The organism is Deefgea piscis (assembly GCF_019665785.1).
Taxonomy (GTDB): Bacteria; Pseudomonadota; Gammaproteobacteria; order Burkholderiales; family Chitinibacteraceae; genus Deefgea.
The window spans coordinates 3,060,880-3,084,892 of record NZ_CP081149.1 but is presented as its reverse complement, the minus strand read 5'-3'; the positions used below and the strand labels follow the sequence as shown (position 1 = coordinate 3,084,892).

At 47.4% G+C, this 24,013-nt stretch carries 14 protein-coding genes, 3 tRNA genes and 3 rRNA genes; 15 read left to right on the top strand and 5 right to left on the bottom strand.

Going from position 1 to position 24,013, the window contains the following annotated elements; translation table 11 throughout:
• Positions 1-50 precede the first annotated feature (50 nt).
• Both K4H25_RS14355 and K4H25_RS14350 read right to left on the bottom strand, forming a co-directional pair.
• Positions 51-2,024 carry a glycosyl hydrolase family 18 protein gene (locus K4H25_RS14355; RefSeq protein WP_221021106.1) on the bottom strand — a complete coding sequence of 658 codons (1,974 nt, stop codon included), beginning with the start codon at positions 2,022-2,024 and terminating at the stop codon, positions 51-53.
• Positions 2,025-2,605: 581 nt separating this feature from the next.
• Positions 2,606-3,199, bottom strand: coding sequence for a superoxide dismutase (locus tag K4H25_RS14350; RefSeq protein ID WP_221021105.1), 594 nt, complete (start codon positions 3,197-3,199; stop codon positions 2,606-2,608).
• Positions 3,200-3,368: 169 nt separating this feature from the next.
• Between K4H25_RS14350 and K4H25_RS14345 the strand changes: the two genes are divergently transcribed.
• Together K4H25_RS14345 and K4H25_RS14340 are read left to right on the top strand one after the other, a co-directional pair.
• Entirely contained in the window at positions 3,369-4,289 is a 921-nt protein-coding gene (locus K4H25_RS14345) for a CobD/CbiB family protein (protein ID WP_221021104.1), read from the top strand.
• 3 nt (positions 4,290-4,292) lie between these two features.
• Positions 4,293-4,940 carry a fumarylacetoacetate hydrolase family protein gene (locus tag K4H25_RS14340; protein WP_221021103.1) on the top strand — a complete coding sequence of 216 codons (648 nt, stop codon included), beginning with the start codon at positions 4,293-4,295 and terminating at the stop codon, positions 4,938-4,940.
• A gap of 102 nt (positions 4,941-5,042) precedes the next feature.
• Here the strand turns inward: K4H25_RS14340 and tsaD are convergent, their stop codons facing one another.
• The gene (gene tsaD, locus K4H25_RS14335; RefSeq protein ID WP_221021102.1) at positions 5,043-6,059 is read right to left on the bottom strand and encodes a tRNA (adenosine(37)-N6)-threonylcarbamoyltransferase complex transferase subunit TsaD; all 1,017 of its coding nucleotides are present in this window, start codon (positions 6,057-6,059) and stop codon (positions 5,043-5,045) included.
• A gap of 176 nt (positions 6,060-6,235) precedes the next feature.
• Here tsaD and rpsU point away from each other — a divergent pair, with 176 nt between their 5' ends.
• The 7 genes from rpsU (at position 6,236) to K4H25_RS14300 (ending at position 15,998) form a co-directional block, all read left to right on the top strand.
• On the top strand, positions 6,236-6,448 hold the full coding sequence (rpsU, locus tag K4H25_RS14330; protein ID WP_157670867.1) for a 30S ribosomal protein S21: 213 nt from the start codon (positions 6,236-6,238) through the stop codon (positions 6,446-6,448).
• Positions 6,449-6,652: 204 nt separating this feature from the next.
• A complete protein-coding gene (locus K4H25_RS14325) occupies positions 6,653-7,093 on the top strand; it encodes a GatB/YqeY domain-containing protein (RefSeq protein WP_221021101.1) in 441 nt (146 codons plus the stop codon).
• Positions 7,094-7,141: 48 nt separating this feature from the next.
• A complete protein-coding gene (gene dnaG / locus K4H25_RS14320) occupies positions 7,142-9,052 on the top strand; it encodes a DNA primase (RefSeq protein WP_221021100.1) in 1,911 nt (636 codons plus the stop codon).
• A gap of 102 nt (positions 9,053-9,154) precedes the next feature.
• The gene (rpoD, locus tag K4H25_RS14315) at positions 9,155-11,095 is read left to right on the top strand and encodes an RNA polymerase sigma factor RpoD (protein ID WP_221021099.1); all 1,941 of its coding nucleotides are present in this window, start codon (positions 9,155-9,157) and stop codon (positions 11,093-11,095) included.
• A 15-nt stretch (positions 11,096-11,110) separates the two neighbouring features.
• Positions 11,111-11,187, top strand: a tRNA-Ile gene (locus K4H25_RS14310).
• A 232-nt stretch (positions 11,188-11,419) separates the two neighbouring features.
• On the top strand, positions 11,420-12,613 hold the full coding sequence (locus tag K4H25_RS14305; RefSeq protein ID WP_221021098.1) for an autotransporter strand-loop-strand O-heptosyltransferase: 1,194 nt from the start codon (positions 11,420-11,422) through the stop codon (positions 12,611-12,613).
• Between the two features lie 16 nt (positions 12,614-12,629).
• Positions 12,630-15,998, top strand: a complete 3,369-nt coding sequence (locus tag K4H25_RS14300; protein WP_221021097.1) for a hypothetical protein — start codon at positions 12,630-12,632, stop codon at positions 15,996-15,998.
• A gap of 203 nt (positions 15,999-16,201) precedes the next feature.
• On the opposite strand, the gene luxS is transcribed toward K4H25_RS14300, so the two are convergent.
• A complete protein-coding gene (gene luxS, locus K4H25_RS14295) occupies positions 16,202-16,714 on the bottom strand; it encodes an S-ribosylhomocysteine lyase (protein ID WP_221021096.1) in 513 nt (170 codons plus the stop codon).
• A gap of 217 nt (positions 16,715-16,931) precedes the next feature.
• Here luxS and K4H25_RS14290 point away from each other — a divergent pair, with 217 nt between their 5' ends.
• The 6 genes from K4H25_RS14290 to rrf all read left to right on the top strand — a co-directional run bounded on the left by K4H25_RS14290 (position 16,932) and on the right by rrf (position 22,640).
• Positions 16,932-17,273: a hypothetical protein gene (locus tag K4H25_RS14290; RefSeq protein WP_221021095.1), complete on the top strand. Its 342-nt coding sequence runs from the start codon at positions 16,932-16,934 to the stop codon at positions 17,271-17,273.
• A gap of 40 nt (positions 17,274-17,313) precedes the next feature.
• Positions 17,314-18,847: ribosomal RNA gene (locus K4H25_RS14285) — 16S ribosomal RNA — on the top strand.
• Between the two features lie 64 nt (positions 18,848-18,911).
• A tRNA-Ile gene (locus K4H25_RS14280) sits at positions 18,912-18,988 on the top strand.
• Between the two features lie 7 nt (positions 18,989-18,995).
• A tRNA-Ala gene (locus tag K4H25_RS14275) sits at positions 18,996-19,071 on the top strand.
• Positions 19,072-19,448: 377 nt separating this feature from the next.
• Positions 19,449-22,341, top strand: a 23S ribosomal RNA gene (locus tag K4H25_RS14270).
• A gap of 185 nt (positions 22,342-22,526) precedes the next feature.
• Positions 22,527-22,640 (top strand): 5S ribosomal RNA (rrf, locus tag K4H25_RS14265).
• Together the 16S, 23S and 5S rRNA genes with 2 tRNA genes alongside form the textbook arrangement of a ribosomal RNA operon.
• A 114-nt stretch (positions 22,641-22,754) precedes the next feature.
• On the opposite strand, the gene K4H25_RS14260 is transcribed toward rrf, so the two are convergent.
• Positions 22,755-23,842 (bottom strand): IS3 family transposase gene (locus tag K4H25_RS14260; protein ID WP_221020586.1). Its coding sequence is split into 2 segments (ribosomal slippage): positions 22,755-23,590 and positions 23,590-23,842, totalling 1,089 coding nucleotides; the frame shifts between segments, so codons are not numbered across the junction.
• Positions 23,843-24,013: the final 171 nt, after the last annotated feature.

The following is a 24,013-nucleotide window of genomic DNA, read 5'->3' as shown; positions in this document are numbered from 1 at the left end:
ATAAAAAAACCCCACTTAAAAAGTGGGGTTCAATCTTTACAACTGTATTTTTATTTGTTGATATGCGTCATTGCTTCAACCAGTTCACCGTTGGCTGTATCGCCATCGGCTTCCCAGCTAAAGATACCGCCTAGACCCATTTTGTTTGCATAGTCAGCTTTAAGTTTGATATCACGAGGTGTGTCGTAAGACCAGAAAGTCGAACCATCAAAACGATAGGTTTGTTGCGTAACTGGGTGAATGTACTCAGTACCTGGTGCGTTTTTCAGTACTTTGTAGTCTTCAATACCAGCTTCGTACGTGCCTTTGGCTGCGCCAGTTGCGGTTTGATACAGACCATTGTTCACGTTTTTCACGCCAGTCCAGCCGCGGCCATAGAACGGCACGCCAATGTGCAATTTCGCCGCTGGTGCACCACGAGCAATCAGATCTTTCACAGCTGCGTCAGTGTAGTACTTGCTGACTTTGCCAGTTTTAGGATCAACCGTGCGTGGGCTGGCTGGATCTTGGTACAGGTTCGACTGGAAGTCGGTTGGACCTTGTGCATCCCAGCCGCCGTTAAAGTCGTACGACATGATGTTGATCCAGTCGAGGTATTTGCTGTATTCGGCTGGTTCTGTCGCGGCGATTTTATCATCGCCGGCACCAATGGCGACCGTCAACAAGTATTTCTTGCCGGTGGTTTTGCTCAATTCATCCAATTGTTTGCGGAATTCTTGCATTAACAAGTTGTTGTTTTGCTTGTCGGCAGCAGAAACTGTGTTTGTGCCAATACCTTGTACACCTGGGTATTCCCAGTCGATATCAATCCCGTCAAATACGTCGGCAGCCGCGTAAACGGTTTTGCCGGTGGTTGGGTCAACGTAAGAGCCGCCCGCATTTGAGCCTGAATCGAATGGAATATTACCTTTGATCCACACATCGATACACGAGCTAACTAAAGCTTGGCGTAGTTCTGGCGTTGCTGCAGCCGCAGAGAACCATTTCGACCAAGTCCAGCCACCCAATGAAATGAGTGCTTTCATGTTCGGGTTTTTGGCTTTCAGTTTTTTCAACTGATTCAAGTTGCCTTTGAGTGGACCCGCTTTGCCTTGGCGAGGATCATCCCACTTATCCCAGCCGTATTTATCAGCTACGCCATCCACTGATTCACCGGCGCCAAAGCCTTTTTGGTAAACCGCCCATGCATCACCACCGTCTTGGCCGCCTGCTTCAAGTTTATTTACGGTTGCATCGCAAACGTATTTGCCGCCGCGGTTATAGATATTGGCGAATGAGTAGTTCAAGAACGTCAACTTGGCGGCTTGACCACTGTCTTGCATGTTTTTCAGGTAGAACTTACGACCGTAAATTGACCATTCAGCAAAATAAGTACCAACTTGTTTCGCACCAGTTGGTGGAACAGGCGTTGCAGTCGTTGGTGGTGTTGCAGTTGGCGTTGCAGTTGGTGTTGCAGTTGGTGTTGCAGTTGGTGTTGCAGTTGGTGTTGCAGTTGGTGTTGCAGTTGGTGTTGCAGTTGGTGTTGCAGTTGGTGTTGCAGTTGGGGTTGCAGTTGGGGTTGCAGTTGGTGTTGCAGTTGGTGTTGCAGTTGGGGTGGTCGTGCCACATGCGCCCATGTCTTGCCAAACATCATTGCTGCCTGGCGCGTTGCCTTGAGTCCACCATTTGGCTTTGTAGCTACGGTTGTTGTAGCTCACTAAGTTGCCACCGGTGTAAACGGCGCTTGAATTCCATTCAGCGCTAGTGCAAGCGCCTGGTGCAGTGCTTGGCGTTGCTGTTGGGGCGGTTGTTGGTGCTGTGCTCGGTGCTGTTGTTGGGGCAGTACCCGTAGCTTCCCAAGGACCCCATTGTTCTGCACCAGGTACATTGCCCTGAGTCCACCATTTTGCTTTGTACGTGTTACCTGCATAGGTGACGACGGCGCCACCTGAGTAGGCGGTTGCGCTATTCCATGCATCAGCAGCAAAAGCGCTGATTGAGACAAAGGCAATGGCTGCCGGGATTGCGGCTAAACGGAAGTTCATTTGATATTTCCTCTCATCCATCATTTGTTTGGTAAGAATTTCAATTGCACCGTGAAGTGCATGGTCTTCAAAACAGGGTTTGACCCGAGTGCACTGTGAGTAGCCCCTGTTTGTTCTTGGTTTTATGGCTCGCACACTCGGCTCGTTGCTGGCGCTGGATTTTGTTTTACTTAATACCAGTCGCCGCACGTAATCTTTGCTGCGAATTGCATTTGCTTTCGCGGCTGTTACGTTTCGTAGCGCTAATTTCTCAAACTACATTTGTCTTGTCAACTCGATGAATTAATTTAAAAACAGTTTAAATTCATAGTCTTAAATGTTCGGTAAGAAAAACAAAGGCATTTGAAATAAATACGAATGAATATCATTAGATGCTAATTATTGCGCTGCACTTTGGTGCATGAGGGGGGTGGTTAATGCCTTTGAAATATAAGGATAAATACCAATTCGAACGATTTTGCGGTGTTTTTTGCTTTGCTTTTGTGCATCGGCCTCAGGCGAAAAAAAAAGACGATCATGTGATCGTCTTTTTTTAAAACTGTATACAAAAGCTGACATATCGCTCAGCTGTTGCTTATTTTTTATGCTGCTAAACGTGCTGTTACCACATTCCAGTCAACCAGTTTCCAGAAACCTTCTAGGTAGTTTGGACGGCTGTTACGGTAATCGATGTAGTAAGCGTGCTCCCAAACGTCACAGGTCAACAATGCTGTTTCGCCAGTAGTGAGTGGGGTGCCAGCTGCGCCGGTATTCAAAATATCAAGTGAACCGTCGGCTTTTTTAACTAACCAAGTCCAACCTGAACCAAAGTTGCCTGCTGCTGATGTATTAAAGGCTTTTTTGAATTCATCAAATGAACCCCATTTCGCGGCAATGGCATCCGCCAATGCGCCAGCAGGTGCGCGATCTTCGCCAGCTGGGTTAGGTGCAAAGCCAAACCAAAAGAAAGTGTGGTTCCAAGTTTGTGCGGCGTTATTATATAAACCACCTGCAGGTGCAGTTTTTACAATCTCTTCCAGCGACTTGTTTTCGTTGTCGGTGCCTTTGATGAGGTTGTTGAGGTTGGTAATATAAGTTTGGTGATGTTTGCCATAGTGATAAGACAAAGTTTCAGCCGACATAAATGGTGCTAAAGCATCTTGTGCGTAAGGCAGTGTAGGAAGTTGATGTTCCATTTGTTTCTCCAGTTGAGGGTGGTATTGACGATATGGCACTGTGGTGTGCTTTTTCAAGAGCTGTCTATATTGTTTCTGCTCGCAAGGGCTCTATGTTATCTTTGAAACATAAAGTATGTACGGCTATGAGCTGATTTTTTTAGCTTGGGCGCAATTTAGGATTAAGTTTATGAGTATTTTGTCTTTGATTTTAGCTTTGCTATTAGAGCAACTTCGGCCGATTAGCAGCCGTAATCCGCTGTATTTGGGTTTTATTCGCACCGCCAATGGCATGGGGCGTAATTTAAATGCGGGTGAATATCGCAATGGGGTATATGCCTGGCTGCTAGCTGTGGTGCCGTTGGTGGTGATTACTGCGGGTGGGTATTGGTTTTTGCTGCGTTATAACGTCTTTCTAGCGATTGCTTGGGACGTGCTGATTTTATATTTTACGATGGGCTTTCGCCAGTTTAGCCATGCTTTCACCAAGATCTCAAAAGCATTGCAGGCCGATGATCTCAATACCGCCCGCAGCATGCTCGGCGATTGGACGGGACAATCGACTTCAGAGCTCAATGAAGATGAAGTGGCACGTTTGACGATTGAGCAAGGAGTGATTGATTCTTATCGTTACGTGTTTGGGACGATTTTTTGGTTTGTCGCATTGGCGTGGATTGCCGGTCCTGCTGGTGCTGTGGCTTACCGTGCGGCGTGTTTGTTGCAGCAAAAATGGGGTGGGCACGGTGATGTGTTTGGCCGCTTTGCTGATGGCGTGATGGATATTTTGGATTTTATTCCGATTCGTTTAGCGGCGATTTCATTTGCCGTGGTGGGTAATTTTGAAGACGCAGTTTACTGCTGGCGCTCACAGGCGCAGCAATGGATGGATCAAGATTACGGCATTTTATTGGCTTCTGCCGCTGGCGCTTTGGGGGTTCGGTTGGGTGAAGCCTTGCATCAAGATCATACGGTGAAATATCGCCCTGAATTAGGCGTTGGCGAGTCGGCCAATCCAGATTATTTGGCCAGCGCGGTAGCGCTGGTGTGGCGCGCGGCGATTTTGTGGTTGGCGGTGATTTTGTTATTTAGTATTTCTCAATGGGTGGCGTAGGCAATGGCTGAGATTCAACTGGGTGCAACGGCATGGCGAGTGAACAATATATATTGCGTGGCGCGTAATTTTGTTGCTCATGCCAAAGAAATGGGCTCGGCGATCACTGAAGAGCCGATGGTATTTATTAAACCCAATTCAGCGGTGGTGCAGCCGGGGGCGGCATTGGTGTTGCCGTCGTGGTCCAACGATGTGCATCACGAATTAGAGTTGGTGGTGTTAATTGGCCAAGGTGGCGCACACATTGCGAAGGCCGATGCGCTGGCGCATATAGCGGGCTATGGCTTGGGCTTGGATTTGACCGCGCGCGATGTGCAGGCGCTGGCGAAAAAAAATGGCCAGCCATGGACTTTGGCCAAAGGCTTTGATGGTGCTGCGGTGTTGACTGACTTTGTCGCTGCGGACGGGATTGATCCGACGCAGCAGCAATTTACGCTGACGATTGACGGTGAGCTGCGCCAGTCGGCCGATACGCGCTTAATGGCATTTGATGTCGCTACCTTGATTGCGTGGATTTCAAGCAAGTTTACTTTGCAGCCCGGCGATTTGATTTATACCGGCACCCCAGAAGGGGTGGGGCCGATTCGTTCGGGGCAAACGCTCAATCTGGCATGGCCCAATCAGCTTGAGCAGTCTTTTGTCGTGGCGTAGTTGCAGTCATCATGCCGCCAACAATGAAAAACCCGCAATAGCGGGTTTTTTTATGGGTATATCAATCTAAATATTTGGAAATGTTTCTTAGATAGCAATACCCTAGTCTGCACTCGCAAGGCTGGCTAAGTCCCAGCGTGGTTTGACGGCAAAAGAGCCGGCAACTTGTCGCTCCTTGAGTCGCTGTGCGCCGGCGTAGGCGATCATTGCGCCATTGTCGGTGCACAATTCAAGCGGCGGATAAAAAACCGTAAAGCCGCGTTTTTTGGCGGCATCATCAAATGCGGCACGCAATTGTCGATTAGCACCCACACCGCCGGCAATGACCAGACGCTTCATGCCAGTTTGTTTGAGCGCTTTGAGTGACTTTTTAACCAGCACTTCAACAATGGCCTCTTGGAAGGCCGCGCAAATATCGGCCCGAGTTACGTCGTCAAGCGGCGATTGTTGGGTGACTAAATTAAGCACTGCGGTTTTTAAGCCGGAAAAACTCATATCTAAGTTCGGCGTATGCAGCATAGGCCGCGGCAAAGTAAAGCGGCTGGCGTCGCCGGTATCGGCCAGTTTTGACAGCGCCGGGCCGCCGGGATAACCTAAGCCAATCAGCTTTGCTGATTTATCAAATGCTTCACCCGCCGCATCATCGACGGTTTCGCCGAGTAATTCATAGCGACCAACACCGTGGACTGCCATCAACTGCGTGTGGCCACCCGATACCAATAAAGCAATAAAAGGAAATTCAGGCGCAGGGTCAGCCAAGCAAGGCGATAATAAGTGTCCTTCTAAGTGATGGACTGCAATTGTTGGTTTACCCAGCGCAAATGCCAGTGCATTGGCAACTGATGCGCCAACCAGTAAAGCGCCAGCTAGGCCGGGCCCCGCAGTGTAGGCAATGGCATCAATGTCATCGAGCTGCTTGCCCGCTTGCGCCAAACAGTTTTCAGTTAAAGGCAGTACGCGGCGAATATGGTCGCGTGATGCTAATTCAGGCACAACGCCACCATACTCGCTATGCATGGCGATTTGGGTGTGCAGTTGATGGGCCAAGAGGCCTGCTTCGGTGTCGTACAGCGCAACGCCAGTTTCGTCGCAAGAAGATTCAATGCCTAATACCAGCATGGCGCACTCATTATTTGATGATCAATCTGCTTATATTAACGGGCAAAGATGCAACACGAAAGGGGCTGATCTCTATTCCTTTTGACAATTCAGAATTTATACCGGATAATCGCACCCTTTCCCGATCTTTGGTCTTTAACGAGGCTAGAGTTTAAAAGTTTACTAGGATTCGACTAATGCCTTCCGTACGCGTTAAAGAAAACGAACCGTTCGAAGTAGCGATGCGCCGCTTCAAGCGTTCTGTTGAAAAGACTGGCCTCCTCACCGAACTTCGTGCACGCGAATTCTACGAGAAGCCAACTGCTGAACGTAAACGCAAGCTTGCTGCCGCTGTAAAGCGTCAACACAAGCGTCTGCGTAGCCAACAATTGCCAGCAAAACTCTACTAAGAGTTAAGCTAGCTGTTGTTTGTACTTAAGGTCGCCTAGGCGGCCTTTTGTTTTTTCTGCACTTAGCGTTGTCATTGCTAAGCGGTGTGAGTTGATTTTGACGATTTCAGTCACAATTGAGCTAAAGAATCACAAAGCGTGTAGCCCGCGCGGCGTGAAGACATACAACGTTTTGTTATGACTGCATCAAATTAAGGACGTGTGATGACTTTAAAAGCCCGAATTACTGCTGATATGAAAACAGCAATGAAAGAAAAGCAAGCTGATCGTCTGGGTGCTATTCGTTTATTGCTTGCTGCAATTAAGCAGCGTGAAGTGGATGAACGGATTGAGCTTGATGATGCCGCGATTACCGCCATCATCGACAAAATGCTCAAGCAGCGCAAAGACAGCATCACGCAGTTTGAAGCCGCTGCACGTCAAGATTTGGCAGATAAAGAAAAATTTGAAGTGGCAATCTTGATTGATTATATGCCGCAGCAACTCAGCGCTGAGGAAATTGGCGCCATTGTTGACGCCGCGATTGCAACACATGGTGCCACCGCTGCTGCGATGGGTAAAATCATGGCCGAAATCAAGCCTCAACTCGCCGGCCGTGCTGATATGGCTGAAGTGAGTAAACTCGTTAAAGCGCGGATGGCTTAATTGCTAGGAGTTTGCGAGTCTATTTTTTTGAAGGTGTGCTGAGTTTAAATGGCGCTTATTCCCGATGATTTTATTCAGGATTTATTGAACCGCGTTGATATTGTCGACGTGGTCGAGCGCTATGTGCCGCTAAAAAAGGCTGGCCAAAATTACATGGCCTGCTGTCCGTTTCATAAAGAAAAATCACCTTCTTTTACGGTTAGCCAAACTAAGCAGTTTTATCACTGCTTTGGTTGCGGAGTGCATGGATCAGCATTGACTTTCATAATGGAATTGCAGGCTTTAAGTTTTCCTGAGGCCGTTCGGCAATTGGCCGAATCGGTCGGCATGCAAGTGCCAGTTGAAGATCGGCCACAGTCGGCAGAACAAAAAAAAGTACCCGGTATTTATGATGTACTGAAAGTTGCGTTTGATTTTTATCGGGCGCAACTCAAAACGGCACCTGCGGCGATTGAGTATTTTAAGCGACGTGGTGTTGAGGGTAAAACGGCGGCTAAGTTTGGCTTGGGGTATGCGCCTGGCGGCGATGATTGGCAGCCGCTTAAAGCGGTATACCCTGATTATGATTGGAATGTCACTTTGGCTGAGGCGGGCTTGGTGATTGATAAAGAAGAATCAAAGCGTCGCTACGATCGTTTTCGTGAGCGCGTAATGTTTCCAATTATGAATCAACGTAGTCAGATCATCGGTTTTGGTGGCCGGGTGATGGGGCAGGGCGAGCCTAAGTATTTGAACTCACCTGAGACGCCGGTATTTAGTAAGGGCCGAGAACTGTATGGCTTGCCGCAGGCGCGTACCGCCATTCGTGATCACAACCGAGCCTTGGTTGCCGAAGGCTATATGGATGTGGTGATGCTGCATCAGCATGGGATTGAGTACGCTGTTGCATCGCTAGGAACGGCCTGTACGCCTGAGCATATTCGTAAATTGCTTAAATTGGCCGATGAAGTGGTGTTTGGCTTTGATGGCGACAAGGCGGGCATCAAGGCCGCATGGCGAGCGCTAGAAAATAGCCTCCCCGAAGTTAAAGACGGCAAAGAGCTAAAATTTTTGTTTTTGCCCACCGAGCATGATCCGGATTCCTACGTGCAGGAGTTTGGCTCTGCCGCATTTGAGTCGTTGATTGATGAGGCGGCATTGCCGTTGTCGCAATACTTATTGAAAGAATTGTCGGCACAGGTTGACTTGACGATGGAAGAAGGGCGGGCGCGTTTGGTACATATTGCACGTCCGCATCTTGATCAATTGATACAAGCCCCCATATTAAAGTTAATGCTCGGTAAACGGTTGGCAGAAATGTGCCAATTATCTACTGCAGAATTTGCATCGTTGACAGTCGCTCCGTCGGTGGAAGTGCCGGTTTTTCCGGAAATATCCGCAGACACCGCGTTTGATTCTGCGCCAGTTTATGATGCGTGGCAGGGTCAAGGTCAAATAAAGCGGCCTTGGCAGCCTCGTGCCAATGGCGGTTTTAAGCGTGGAGCACGTGGTAAATCTTGGCGAGCAGAAGAAGATCGACCGCGCTTAAAGCCAGCAGGCAAGCACGATCCATTGTTGCGTGTTTTACAGTTGGTTTTATTCCGTCCGTCGATTTTACAAGGGCAGGATGAATGTGAATTGGCTTGGCCTAATGAGGGATTCAGTGGTTTAGTGCGCTGTGTATTGATGCGCGCTAGATTAGATGTCGAACTTCTAGGCGCTGAATTGGTCGAACGTTGTCAGGATTTACCGGGGTTTGCACGATTAGCTCCGATATTGAATGAATCGCATCATTTATTTGATAAGTTTGACCAAGATGAATTGCTCATTGAAATTTCTAACTCATTGATGGCTGCTACGCAAAATTTTTCGCTAGGGTCTACACTAAGTCGGAAAGAAGAGCTTGATGCGCTCTCGGCCAGTCGCGGTTTGACTGATGAAGAATCGCAAGAATACTTGACGCTTTTGTTGCGTCGCTAGCTAAGTGAAGGGGTCAAATGGGCTCTTCACTTCCGATGTCGGGGACAAAACCCTTCGATGTCTGGTATAATTCTCGGTTTTGCTAGACACCCAAGCAGAGTCATGGCAGCAGATCAAAAACTAAATAAAGATAATCTTGAATTAAACGGCGGCAAACAGGCCGAGGAAAAACTCGACCCTGAAGAACGCAAAGCCAAATTTAAGACGCTAATCGTCCTCGGTAAAGAGCGTGGTTACCTCACGTACGCCGAGATTAACGATCACCTCCCAGAAGACATGTTGGATGCCGAGCAAATCGAAGGCATTATCAGCATGATCTCCAATATGGGGATCCAAGTCTACGACGAAGCTCCTGATGCTGAAGATCTGTTGATGTCCGACGCGCCTGCCGCGGTGGCAGATGAAGATGCAGCAGAAGAAGCTGAAGCTGCTCTTTCTTCAGTCGATGCCGACTTTGGCCGTACAACGGATCCAGTCCGCATGTATATGCGCGAAATGGGCACCGTTGAGCTCTTGACGCGTGAAGGCGAAATTGAAATCGCCAAACGCATCGAAGACGGCTTAAAGCACATGATCACCGCCATTTCGGCATGTCCAACGACGATTGCTCAAATTATTGATTTGGTCGAGCGTGGTTTGAATGATGAAATCCGCATTGATGATGTTATTGACGGCTTTATCGATCCGAATGCCGTTGAAGAAGAAGAGACTGCGCTAGATTTGCCTGATCCTGATGCCGTGCTCGAAGAGAGTGATGGTGATGATGAGGAAGAAGCTGAAGATGATGGTGGCGCCGCAGCGGCTAGCGCCAATCTTGAGCTACTCAAAACACAGGCACGTGAACATTTTGAAGTGATTAACGATCTTTATGGTCGGATGCTTGAAGCATTGATTGATCACGGCACAGCATCACCCACCTATATCTTGCTACAGCAATCGATTGCGATTGAGTTCCAGAAAATTCGTTTTTCTGCGCGTCAGGTTGAATCGCTATGCGATGTATTGCGCGGAATGGTGGATGATATTCGTACGCATGAACGCCAAATCATGGATTTGTGTACGCGCCGCGTAGGTATGCCGCGTGACTATTTCATCAAAAATTTCCCTGGGCGTGAAACTGATTTGACGTGGGTTTCGGAAGAAATCGCATCAGAAAAAAGCTACTCCGGCATCATGTTCCGTTATAAACACGCGATCATGGAACAACAGCAAAAACTCAACGAGCTACAAGAGTCTGCACGTTTGAGTATTCGTGAGTTGAAAGAAATCAGTCGTCATATGTCGACGGGTGAAGCCAAGGCCAAGCGTGCTAAGCGCGAAATGATTGAAGCCAACTTGCGTTTGGTGATTTCGATCGCCAAAAAATACACCAACCGTGGTTTGCAATTCCTCGATTTGATTCAGGAAGGCAATATCGGCTTGATGAAAGCGGTGGATAAATTCGAATACCGTCGTGGTTATAAGTTCTCGACGTATGCCACATGGTGGATTCGTCAGGCGATTACTCGCTCGATTGCTGACCAAGCACGTACGATTCGTATTCCGGTACATATGATCGAAACGATCAATAAAATGAACCGTATCCAGCGTCAAATTTTGCAAGAAACAGGTAACGAAGCAACGCCTGAAGAATTAGCTGAACGCATGGAAATGCCGGAAGACAAAATTCGCAAAATCCTTAAAATCGCCAAAGAGCCGATTTCAATGGAAACGCCAATCGGTGATGATGATGATTCACACCTCGGTGATTTTATTGAAGACGCTAATAATATGGCGCCTGCTGATGCTGCTGTTTATGCCGGTTTGCGTGAAGCGACCAAAGAAGTGCTTGATACCCTAACGCCACGTGAAGCTAAGGTGCTACGCATGCGTTTTGGTATTGATATGAGCACTGATCATACGCTTGAAGAGGTGGGTAAACAGTTTGATGTAACGCGTGAGCGGATTCGTCAAATTGAAGCCAAGGCTCTACGTAAGTTGCGCCATCCAACTCGTTCAGAAAGATTGAAGAGTTTTATTGAAAATAACGCCAGCGAACAGTAGAATAGCAATCCTTTCGGGCCTTTAGCTCAGTTGGTTAGAGCAGAGGACTCATAATCCTTTGGTCCACGGTTCAAGTCCGTGAAGGCCCACCAGTAAAATCAAGGACTTAGCAGAAATGCTAAGTCTTTTTTTTATTCAAAAAAATTGAAATATTCCTCTTGTTCTTGCTGTTGCTCTATTTTTTAATAGTAGCTCATCAAATCTAAATGCTGATCATAAGTATTAAGAATAAGTGTTTCGAAACCGAGATTGTGCTTATTTGCTGCAGCAACTGTTTTTTACTGGTCTATGCTAAAAATCTATTTTTAAATTTTAGCTATTCAGATGAATCTTCCTTTACCTTCTCCGCCTTTGGCTTGTTTTATTTCTGCAGTCAATCCACCAACTCAGAGCTCTGAATCCAATATTTTCTTTGATTTTAATGATGGTGCGCGTGTTCAGTTGCCCGATGGCGACTGGCGGGTACGGTTATCTGATTTGCAAACACATAATATTTTGTTTGAAACACAAATTGGCGCAGGGACAGTAACGAGTAGCAAGAAGTACTTTGTTCCGTTTCATATTGAGGTGTGGAGTAAAGATCAAAAAATATTGGATCATCGATTAAACCTGCAAGACCAAGTTGTTTTGATTCAATTTCCGGTGGGTACTTTAGGGGATGTGTTGGCTTGGTTTCCCTATGCTGCACGTTTTGCTGCCGAGCATCGGTGCCATCTTACCTGTTCAATGGCTGCAAATTTAATTCCTCTTTTTGCTAAAGCAAATCCAACGATTCGTTTTGTTACTCCAGAAGAAATTAACACGTCTGAATTTTATGCGACTTATTACTTAGGGTTGTTTTTTGGTGATGATGAACATCATTATCAACCTGGAGATTTTCGACTAGTTGGTTTGCATCGCACTGCTGGACATTTGTTGGGGGTTGATCCTAGCGAGGAACCTGCAAAAATTACATCGTTGGATTGTCCTCGGCGAATTGTTGAGCCTTATGTCTGTATTGCGGTGCAAAGCTCTACGCAATGCAAATATTGGAATCATCCAACTGGATGGCTTGAGGTTGTAAAACACCTGAAGGAACAGGGTTTGCGTGTTCTGTGTATTGATCAACAGTCTTGCCATGGTAGTGGTTTGACTTGGACGACGTTACCTCATGGTGCAGAAGATTTTACCGGTGATTTAGCCTTGCTTGATCGAGCGGAATTAATTCGCAATGCTGAGTTTTTTGTTGGCTTGTCAAGTGGGCTGGCTTGGTTGGCGTGGTCGGTAGGAACGCCTGTCGCTTTAATTAGTGGCTTTACTCATCCAATCAATGAATTTTATACCCTATACCGTATTTTTAATCACCACACCTGTAATAGTTGCTGGAATGATCCTCGGCATAGTTTTGATCATGCTGACTTTTTTTGGTGCCCTCGGCATAAAGACACGCCTAGGCAATTTGAATGCACGCGCTTAATTACACCTTTGCAAGTGATTGACACATTAAATCGTATTCCACGGCGAGCTCTAATCGTCTAAGTGAAAGAGGCAATCAATGAAATTTCGCACTCAAAATTTGCGGTATGGCTTTCGTTGTTTTTCCAAATCGATTTTTCTTTCTCGTTTATTGTTTGTGCTTTTGATGCCTTCATCGTTGGTGCAGGCATATACCACACCTGTGACGAGTACCATTTCTGGTGAGACCGTCGATTCTGGTACTCAGTTTGTGATTGATGGTGGCGTGGTGGTTAATGGGTTGGTAACGACGCCAGCGACACAAGAGGTGTTGTCGGGTGGGATAGTGAGGTCATCACATATCGATGGCAAACAAATTGTTTATTCTGGCGGCCTGTTACAAGCAAATGATGTGGTGGGAAGTCAGTATGTGAATTCAGGAGGGCGGGCAGATCAAAGTAACATTACCGGCCGACAGTATATTTCTGCGGGAGGGGTGGTGAACTCCGCTTTAATTAATACGGGCTATCAATATAACGCTGGACTGGCGACTGATACGAGAGTTGTTGGTGGCGGTATTCAGGTGGTGCAAAGTGGTGGTCAAGCCGTTCGGACAACGGTCAATAATGGGCAACAAGGTGTTGTATCTGGTGGTTTGGCGACAGCAACGACGGTGATTTCTGGTAGCCAGATTATCTATTCCGGTGGTGTGGCCACCAATGCCACCGTTTTATCTGGAAGTGGCCAATACATCTATAGTGGAGGCCTAGCCTCTGGCACACAGGTGGTTTCTGGCACGCAGAGTGTTTATGTTGGTGGTTCGGCGACGAATACATTAGTTGAAAAAAAAGGCGCGCAATATGTGCAAGGCTCGGTGAGTAATACGGTTATTTCAGGTGGCTCTCAAGATATTGTCGCTGGTGTGGCCAGTTTTACGACTTTAAATGCTGGCGCCGATCAGCTTGTAACCGCGGGCTCTGCGGTATCTACAACATTAAATGGAAATAGCAATCAAAGTATTTTGTCTGGAGGTGTCGCAAAGCAAACCATACTTAATGATAGCAATCAGGATGTTGGAGCGGGTGGACAAGCATTTGATACCACGGTTGGCAGTGGTAGTGATCAAACGATTGAAGGTATTGCTACGCGCAATATGATTGCGCAAGGTGGGCGGCAGTTTGTTAGTGCGGGTGGTATTGCAAATGATTCTTTGCTGAATGGCGGTTTCCAGCAGGTGTTGTCGGGCGGGCTGGCTTCAGCAACCACAGTGGCTGCAGGCAATCAAAGAATAGAATTAGGTGGTGTTGCTAGTTCGACTATTTTGGGCGCAGCCGATCAAGTTGTGCTCGGGCGTGCTAATAATACGGTGATTAATGGGGGGCGTCAGTTTATTGACGCTGGCGGTATTGCCAGTGGCAATATCTTCAATGCGGGTACACAGCAGATTACATCGGGTGGTCGAGCGATTGATACGCAACTACTCTCCGCAAGCCAGTTTATTATGTCTGGTGGGCTTGCGGAGAATACAAGCATCAATTCGGGTGGACGGCAGACTGTATCTCAGGGCGGCATCGCTACAGGAGTCCATTTGAATGGCGGACGGATGCAGAATAATGGTGGCACGGTCAGTGAGCTAAATATTTCGGGTAGTGGAAGTCAAGCTTGGTTGGCCACCGGGACTTTGGCCGGTACAACAGTAGTCTCTGGTTCGAATAATCAATTGATTTTGCAGGGCGGTAAAGTTGACGGGACGTTAACTATTGCGGGTAGTGACAATCGGATTGATTTACTTCGAACTGATCTTTCCAGTCTGAACAACTTGCGCGATAGCACGGGGTTAAATCAATTATCACTTTTAAATGGTGCGGTGATTTCTGCAGCAACGACTGCCGATGCTCGTTCGCTAACTAATGTGCTTGACTTACAAAATTGGGGTGCAATTAACATTCATCGTGGCGCGACCTTGGTGATGGCAGGTAATTTGGCTTTAGCAAGTAATGCAACGTTAACTAACTCAGGCACTTTGAATGTACCTGTGAATGCGCAACTGACTGCCGGCCTGAATAATGCTGGGATGATCGCTTTGGGTGGAGGAGGGCAATTTTCTACTTTAAATGTCTTGGGGCAATTTCAAAGTGGCAATGGTCTTTTAGTTGATCATGTTTCAGCAAATCTTGAGAAATCATCCATGTTGCAAGTTGAGGGTAGCTTGTCTGGAACAACGCGAGTTCAATTTAATAATGATGGCTCCTCGGGCCGATTGGGAGAGCAAATTCATTTTGCTCAATCATCGATCAATACATTGACACGGGGCGATACTTTTATTGCCGCCAATCCAGTTGGGACACGCAATATATATGATGTTCGCTTAAAGGGCAGCCCATATGTATGGGAAATTGTGCAAAAAAATGTAAATGGTCGCACGAGCTGGTATCTTCAATCGCCATTTGCGCCTCCCGTGGTGCCCGATGGGAATGCAGGTTTACCGCCGCAGCCACCGTTAATACCTCCGGTCGCAATTGTACCTGTCTCTCCAGAAGTATCTCCAACATTAAAACCGGATCGCTTACTGCCAGAAATACCTGCATACGGCATTTTACCTGCGGTATCCGAGATTATTTTGCGCAGTAATTTAAGCACTCTAGAGCAACGTTTAGATGCCGCCCCAAATGTAGCCAATGATCTTTGGATGAAAATCGATGCCACTCATTTGCGGCAGAGTGCCGAGTATGGTTTTTCGTTTGATGGTTGGGGGAGTTCTGTAACGATAGGTATTGATCGAGAAGGTCAGCTCGATGAGAGTAAGTTGTGGCGGGGAGGGGTTTTTTTGGCGTGGAGTCACAATCAACTCAATACCTCCGGAGAGGGGGGGCTTATTCATTCGCGTGCTAGCTCTGACTTGGATATAAATAGTTTTCAAACCGGCTTATATGGTCAATTAGAAAAGGATGGTTGGTATGGGCGTGCTATTGCATTGTTAGGGTATGAGCGTGCCAAGGTTAAAACAGAAGACGCCTATAGCAATACCTTGACTGCACCTATTTGGGCAACGAGTCTTGGCGTTGGAAAAGTGTTTGAAATATTTGAGAATTGGACTCTCGCACCGCAGCTAAATATTGGGTACGCTAATTTTAATTGGGATTTAGAAGATGAAAGTATTAAAGGGCGCTTTGAACAAACTTCACATTGGTATGGTGGGGCAAGCGTTCGAGTTGAGCGGAGAATAAATACCGAAGAAAATATTTGGCTTCGCTCAGGCGTTACGCATCAATTTGGTCATGATAGTGCACTCAATTTAACCGCTCCCAATTTGTATTTACCCGCGGCAGGGCCAAGCACGACGTGGCAAATGCAATTAGGGTATAGCAAGCAGACTAATTGGGGGAGTTACTATGGTTTACTAGGCGGCAGTTGGGCTCGGGGTCAGCAGTTAGGCAAGGCTGAATTGGGATTGCAATGGAAGTGGTAGTGCATGCATGTGGCTTGAGGGCTTAGGCCGATATGCTTGATTGATTTTTATGCTTTACAAGTGACAAGAGCCTGTGTGATGGCAGGCTCTTGTCGACGTTGCGCTAAGCTCAGAAATATTCATATGAGAATACCAAAATGAGCCCGCAAATTAATGCAATCAATATGACAAAACCTTCATTTGAATGCGTATGCGCATTTTACTTAAGCATTTTTGTCTAGCCACTCCGCTGACAGTTTAATCTCTTCATTGAGGTTGACACCAACACCGCGGTTCAGAATATCCTGAGCGATTTTTTTTGCTTCGTCTAATGAGTGCATTTCATAGGTGCCGCATTGGTAAAGATTAAGCTCAGGAATTTCAGATTGCTGAGCAACCTTAAGTACATCCGCCATGGCCGCTTGCCAAGCATTGACCACTCGCAGTTCGTCCGGGGTGCCAATTAAACTCATATAAAATCCAGTACGGCAGCCCATTGGGGAAATATCAATAATTTCTACACCATCACCATTGAGATGGTTACGCATAAACCCGGCAAATAAATGCTCAAGGGTGTGGATGCCTCGCTCAGATAATATCTCTTGATTTGGAATGCAAAAACGTAGATCAAAAACGGTAATTGCATCGCCGTGTGGCGTAGTCATTTTTTTTGCGATACGGACTGCAGGTGCTTTCATGATTGTATGGTCAACAGTAAAGCTATCTAGCAAGGGCATGGTGACTCCGGTGTTTATGTGAGTTAGGCGATTAGACGAATAATAAATGAGATTGTACTTAGCAATAAGGTATATGTGGATACCCTTAGTTTTTTATTTCTTTGGCTCTCTCAAGCAGAGATTAAAGTCCTTTGCTGTGCTGCAGCGTTGATTTCTTAGTCTAGCGGCGAAAATGTTAGCGAATTTAGGGGCAAAAACGGCGAAATAAGCATTTAGCGTGATTTATATTCGCCACCAATGCTTCAAGCCCTTCTGTGTTTTACAATGTATCAGAATTAATGTTGAAACCAGACGCTATAAAATTCAACAACTTAGCGCCTTTGTGTTGTTTTCTTTGCAACTAGGTGTTGACGTACTTTCGGTGGGTGGGTATAGTTCGGCCTCTCTGCTGCTGACACAGCAAACGAAACAAGCGGTTTTCCAGCTGGTTTCAGTGTCTAAGCCACTGATCTTTAACAAAATACAGCCGATGAGTGTGAGTGCTTGGTTTGCCAGTCAAACAAGTGCTTACACTCAAGATTTAAAAGAAATCTTGGTTTCTAACCAAGTGTTTCTTTGAGTAATGAGTACTAAGCCAAGTATGTAAATTCAGCTAGATTAAACGAAAGAGTTTGATCCTGGCTCAGATTGAACGCTGGCGGCATGCTTTACACATGCAAGTCGAACGGTAACAGGGTGCTTGCACCGCTGACGAGTGGCGAACGGGTGAGTAATACATCGGAATGTACCCAGTAATGGGGGATAACGCTTCGAAAGGAGTGCTAATACCGCATACGCCCTGAGGGGGAAAGTGGGGGACCGCAAGGCCTCACGTTATTGGAGCAGCCGATGGCTGATTAGCTAGTTGGTAGGGTAAAGGCCTACCAAGGCAACGATCAGTAGCGGGTCTTAGAGGACGATCCGCCACACTGGAACTGAGACACGGTCCAGACTCCTACGGGAGGCAGCAGTGGGGAATCTTGGACAATGGGCGAAAGCCTGATCCAGCAATGCCGCGTGCGTGAAGAAGGCCTTCGGGTTGTAAAGCGCTTTTGTCGGGGAGGAAATCCTAGTGGTTAATAACTACTGGGGATGACAGTACCCGAAGAATAAGGACCGGCTAACTACGTGCCAGCAGCCGCGGTAATACGTAGGGTCCAAGCGTTAATCGGAATTACTGGGCGTAAAGCGTCCGCAGGTGGCTTGATAAGATAGACGTGAAATCCCTGGGCTCAACCTAGGAATTGCGTTTATGACTGTCTCGCTAGAGTATGGGAGAGGGGGGTGGAATTCCACGTGTAGCAGTGAAATGCGTAGAGATGTGGAGGAACACCGATGGCGAAGGCAACCCCCTGGCCTAATACTGACACTCATGGACGAAAGCGTGGGGAGCAAACAGGATTAGATACCCTGGTAGTCCACGCCCTAAACGATGTCTACTAGTTGTTGGGCTTTTCGGAGCTTAGTAACGCAGCTAACGCGTGAAGTAGACCGCCTGGGGAGTACGGTCGCAAGACTAAAACTCAAAGGAATTGACGGGGGCCCGCACAAGCGGTGGATGATGTGGATTAATTCGATGCAACGCGAAAAACCTTACCTGGTCTTGACATGTACGGAAGTCCGTAGAGATATGGATGTGCCTTCGGGAACCGTAACACAGGTGCTGCATGGCTGTCGTCAGCTCGTGTCGTGAGATGTTGGGTTAAGTCCCGCAACGAGCGCAACCCTTGCCATTAGTTGCTAACATTTAGTTGAGCACTTTAATGGGACTGCCGGTGACAAACCGGAGGAAGGTGGGGATGACGTCAAGTCCTCATGGCCCTTATGACCAGGGCTTCACACGTCATACAATGGTCGGTACAGAGGGTCGCCAACCCGCGAGGGGGAGCTAATCTCACAAAACCGATCGTAGTCCGGATTGCACTCTGCAACTCGAGTGCATGAAGTCGGAATCGCTAGTAATCGCGGATCAGCATGTCGCGGTGAATACGTTCCCGGGCCTTGTACACACCGCCCGTCACACCATGGGAGTGGGTTTTACCAGAAGTAGCTAGGATAACCTTCGGGAGTCCGGTTACCACGGTAGGATTCATGACTGGGGTGAAGTCGTAACAAGGTAGCCGTAGGGGAACCTGCGGCTGGATCACCTCCTTTCAAGAGAAAGATTGGTAGATTAAGTACTCACACTCATCGGCTGTAGATTTGAAAGAAACGATATGGGTCAGTAGCTCAGTTGGTTAGAGCACCGTGTTGATAACGCGGGGGTCATAGGTTCGATTCCTATCTGACCCACCAGTATCACGGGGGTTTAGCTCATCTGGTAGAGCACCTGCTTTGCAAGCAGGGGGTGAACGGTTCGAGTCCGTTAACCTCCACCATTATCTGCTGTAGAAAATAGAATTCTATGTATTGCACGTTGTTGGGTGCAGTGTATTTTATTCTGGTTTCTAAAATTAGATAAATCGGCTGTTTATATTTAGATATGAATGATTGATTTTAGTAATATCGCTCTTTAACAAAATAGAAGAAGTAATTAATTCCAATAAACATTGTAATGGAATTAAATAAAACAATAACTGCGTGCAGTTGTGGTTGAGTTTAATTTCAAAGTAAAAATATTGGGTTGATTGTATCTGTTCAGTTGTGCTGGTCTCATGCCAGTGGAACTGAACCGCAAGTGAAATGAGAACTCACTTGCAAGTCGCAAATACGATTTCAGTAATCTGAGATACGTTTTACGTGTTTGAGGTTATAGGATCAAGCGAATAAGTGCATCTGGTGGATGCCTTGGCGATGATAGGCGACGAAGGACGTGATAGCCTGCGATAAGCGTGGGGGAGCTGGCAAAGTGCTTTGATCCCACGATTTCCGAATGGGGAAACCCGGCCCTTTTGGGTCATCCTAGACTGAATACATAGGTCTAGCGAAGCGAACCCGGTGAACTGAAACATCTAAGTAACCGGAGGAAAAGAAATCAACCGAGATTCCCAAAGTAGTGGCGAGCGAAATGGGAAGAGCCTGTACGTGATAGCAGTAGACTTAATAGAATGGAATGGAAAGTCCAACCATAGTGGGTGATAGTCCCGTATATGAAAAGTCAATTGTGATACTAAGCGTACGAGAAGTAGGGCGGGACACGAGAAATCCTGTTTGAAGATGGGGGGACCATCCTCCAAGGCTAAATACTCATCATCGACCGATAGTGAACCAGTACCGTGAGGGAAAGGCGAAAAGAACCCCGGGAGGGGAGTGAAATAGAACCTGAAACCGGATGCATACAAACAGTGGGAGCCCTTGAAAAATGGGGTGACTGCGTACCTTTTGTATAATGGGTCAGCGACTTACGTTCAGTAGCGAGCTTAACCGAATAGGGGAGGCGTAGGGAAACCGAGTCCGAATAGGGCGCATAGTTGCTGGGCGTAGACCCGAAACCAAGTGATCTATCCATGGCCAGGATGAAGGTGCGGTAACACGCACTGGAGGTCCGAACCCACTAACGTTGCAAAGTTAGGGGATGAGCTGTGGATAGGGGTGAAAGGCTAAACAAACTTGGAAATAGCTGGTTCTCCTCGAAAACTATTTAGGTAGTGCCTCATGTATCACTGACGGGGGTAAAGCACTGTTATGGCTAGGGGGTCATCGCGACTTACCAAACCATGGCAAACTCTGAATACCGTCAAGTGCGAGCATGGGAGACAGACCTGGGGTGCTAACGTCCTGGGTCAAGAGGGAAACAACCCAGACCGCCGTCTAAGGTCCCAAATGATCAATTAAGTGGAAAACGAGGTGGGAAGGCACAGACAACCAGGATGTTGGCTTAGAAGCAGCCATCATTTAAAGAAAGCGTAATAGCTCACTGGTCGAGTCGTCCTGCGCGGAAGATGTAACGGGGCTCAAATTGATAACCGAAGACGCGGATATGACCATTTATGGCATATGGTAGAGGAGCGTTCTGTAAGCCTGTGAAGGTGTCTTGAGAAGGATGCTGGAGGTATCAGAAGTGCGAATGCTGACATGAGTAGCGATAAAGGGAGTGAAAAGCTCCCTCACCGAAAACCCAAGGTTTCCTGCGCAACGTTCATCGGCGCAGGGTGAGTCGGCCCCTAAGGCGAGGCAGAAATGCGTAGTCGATGGGAAACAGGTTAATATTCCTGTACTTGATATAAGTGCGATGTGGGGACGGAGAAGGTTAGGTTAGCCAACTGTTGGAATAGTTGGTTTAAGTGTGTAGGCGGGTGTCTTAGGCAAATCCGGGACGCTGTTAACGCTGAGGCATGATGACGATTCACTTAGGTGATGAAGTAACTGATACCCTGCTTCCAAGAAAAGCCACTAAGCTTCAGCTTATATTGAACCGTACCGCAAACCGACACAGGTGGGTAGGAAGAGTATTCTAAGGTGCTTGAGAGAACTCGGGAGAAGGAACTCGGCAAATTAACACCGTAACTTCGGGAGAAGGTGTGCCTTATTGGTGAAGAACCTTGCGTTTGGAGCTATATAAGGCCGCAGAGAAATGGGGGCTGCGACTGTTTATCAAAAACACAGCACTCTGCCAACACGAAAGTGGATGTATAGGGTGTGACGCCTGCCCGGTGCTGGAAGGTTAATTGATGGGGTGCAAGCTCTTGATCGAAGCCCCAGTAAACGGCGGCCGTAACTATAACGGTCCTAAGGTAGCGAAATTCCTTGTCGGGTAAGTTCCGACCCGCACGAATGGCGTAACGATGGCCCTACTGTCTCCTCCCGAGACTCAGCGAAGTTGAAGTGTTTGTGAAGATGCAATCTCCCCGCTGCTAGACGGAAAGACCCCGTGAACCTTTACTGTAGCTTTGCATTGGACTTTGAAGTGGTTTGTGTAGGATAGGTGGGAGGCTTTGAAGCAGAGACGCTAGTTTCTGTGGAGCCGTCCTTGAAATACCACCCTGACCCCTTTGAGGTTCTAACCTTGGTCCGTTATCCGGATCGGGGACCGTGCATGGTAGGCAGTTTGACTGGGGCGGTCTCCTCCCAAATTGTAACGGAGGAGCTCGAAGGTCGCCTAGGTACGGTCGGACATCGTACTGATAGTGTAATGGCAAAAGGCGGCTTAACTGCGAGACCGACAAGTCGAGCAGGTGCGAAAGCAGGACATAGTGATCCGGTGGTTCTGTATGGAAGGGCCATCGCTCAACGGATAAAAGGTACTCCGGGGATAACAGGCTGATTCCGCCCAAGAGTTCACATCGACGGCGGAGTTTGGCACCTCGATGTCGGCTCATCACATCCTGGGGCTGTAGCCGGTCCCAAGGGTATGGCTGTTCGCCATTTAAAGTGGTACGTGAGCTGGGTTCAAAACGTCGTGAGACAGTTTGGTCCCTATCTGCAGTGGGCGTTGGAAATTTGAGAGGGGCTGCTCCTAGTACGAGAGGACCGGAGTGGACTGACCTCTGGTGTACCGGTTGTCACGCCAGTGGCATTGCCGGGTAGCTAAGTCGGGAAGAGATAAGCGCTGAAAGCATCTAAGCGCGAAACTTGCCTCAAGATGAGATTTCCCTAGGGTTTTAAATCCTCTAAAGAGTCGTTCGAGACCAGGACGTTGATAGGTTGGGTGTGGAAGCGCAGTAATGCGTTAAGCTAACCAATACTAATTGCTCGTGAGGCTTGATCCTATAACCTGAAGCGCGTAGTGCGACGATGGATATAATCAATCCAAGTGTTGTTGTTGGAAAGTGTAGTATAATTACTTCTTCTATTGATTTTACGAGTTAGCGCTGTAGGTTGTGGTCTGAAAAGATAGCGGCTGAATGCGATAACTCTCGTGTGACTCGAAAGAGTTGCATCAGACAAGTTTTTGTCTGGCGACCATAGCGAGGTGGTCCCACTCCTTCCCATCCCGAACAGGACAGTGAAACACCTCAGCGCCGATGATAGTGCGGATTGCCCGTGTGAAAGTAGGTCATTGCCAGACTTCCCTATAAGTAGAAAGCCCGATTCGAAAGAGTCGGGCTTTTTGCTGTCCGTCGTTTAGACGTCGAGGAGAATGGGTAATCCCCCCACTTTTAAGCTCACTTAAAAGTAGAGGTCAGGCATGTAATGCCAGTTTTTGTTTCGGGGTGATGCCACCCAAACCCATGTGCGGGCGCTCGTTGTTGTAGCTCCAAAGCCATTGCGTGGCAACCTCTTGCACTTCAGCAAGACTTTCAAAGTCATCGCAAGCCAGCCATTCATGCCGCACGGTCCGATTATAGCGCTCGATATAGGCATTTTGCTGGGGATTGCCCGGCTGAATATACGCCAATTCAATTGAATGTTGTTCCGCCCAGTTTTTTAGCAACTGGCTAATATATTCAGGCCCATTATCTGAGCGAATCCGTTTTGGCTTGCCTCGCCATTCAATGATTTGATTCAAACTACGCACCACGCGCTCGGCCGGCAAAGAGAAATCAACATCAATCGCTAAACCCTCCCGATTAAAATCATCAATCACATTAAACAGGCGAATGCTGCGGCCATCGGCTAATTGATCGTGCATAAAATCCATCGACCACGTTTCATTGATTTTCTCAGGCACTGCTAATGGTGCTGGCGTTGCACGAATTAAGCGTTTATTAGGCTTAATTCGCAGATTTAATTCTAAATCGCAATAAATCCGGTAGACCCGTTTGTGATTCCAAGACTTTTTCTTGACGTTTCGTAGATGCAAAAAGCACAGACCAAAGCCCCATGTGCGATGAACTTGGGTAAGTTGCAGTAACGAATCGGCAATTTTTTCATTTTCTGCGTCTAGTTTTGCCACATAGCGATAACAAGTCGTGCTGATCATAAAGCTAGCGCAAGCTGCACGAATCGAAACGGCCTTTGATTCAACGGCCCAGCGCGCCATCTCACGCCGCTGAGATGGCTTCACCACTTTTTTGCCATGGCTTCCTTGATGATGTCTGCCTGCATTTGAGCTTCGATATACATCTTTTTAAGGCGCTTGTTTTCATCTTCCAGCTCTTTCATGCGCGTCATCATCGAGACGTCCATGCCGCCAAACTTAGCGCGCCACTTATAAAAAGAGGCCGAGCTCATGCCGTGTTCACGGCATAAATCAGGAACAGTGGAGCCGGCTTCGGCCTGCTTTAAAATCGCCATAATCTGGCTGTCAGAATAACGTGCTGCTTTCATGTAGAAGCTCCTCAAAGACTGCGAGAAAATTCTACTTAAAAATGAGCTGGTTTGGTGGGGGGATTACCAATGCAGATACCGGTAGTGGTATTTGATTCCGGCCCTTGTAGTATCAGCTACTGAGGAATATACGTGGTAAATGTTTGTGTGGTTCTGAGATGACGAATTTAA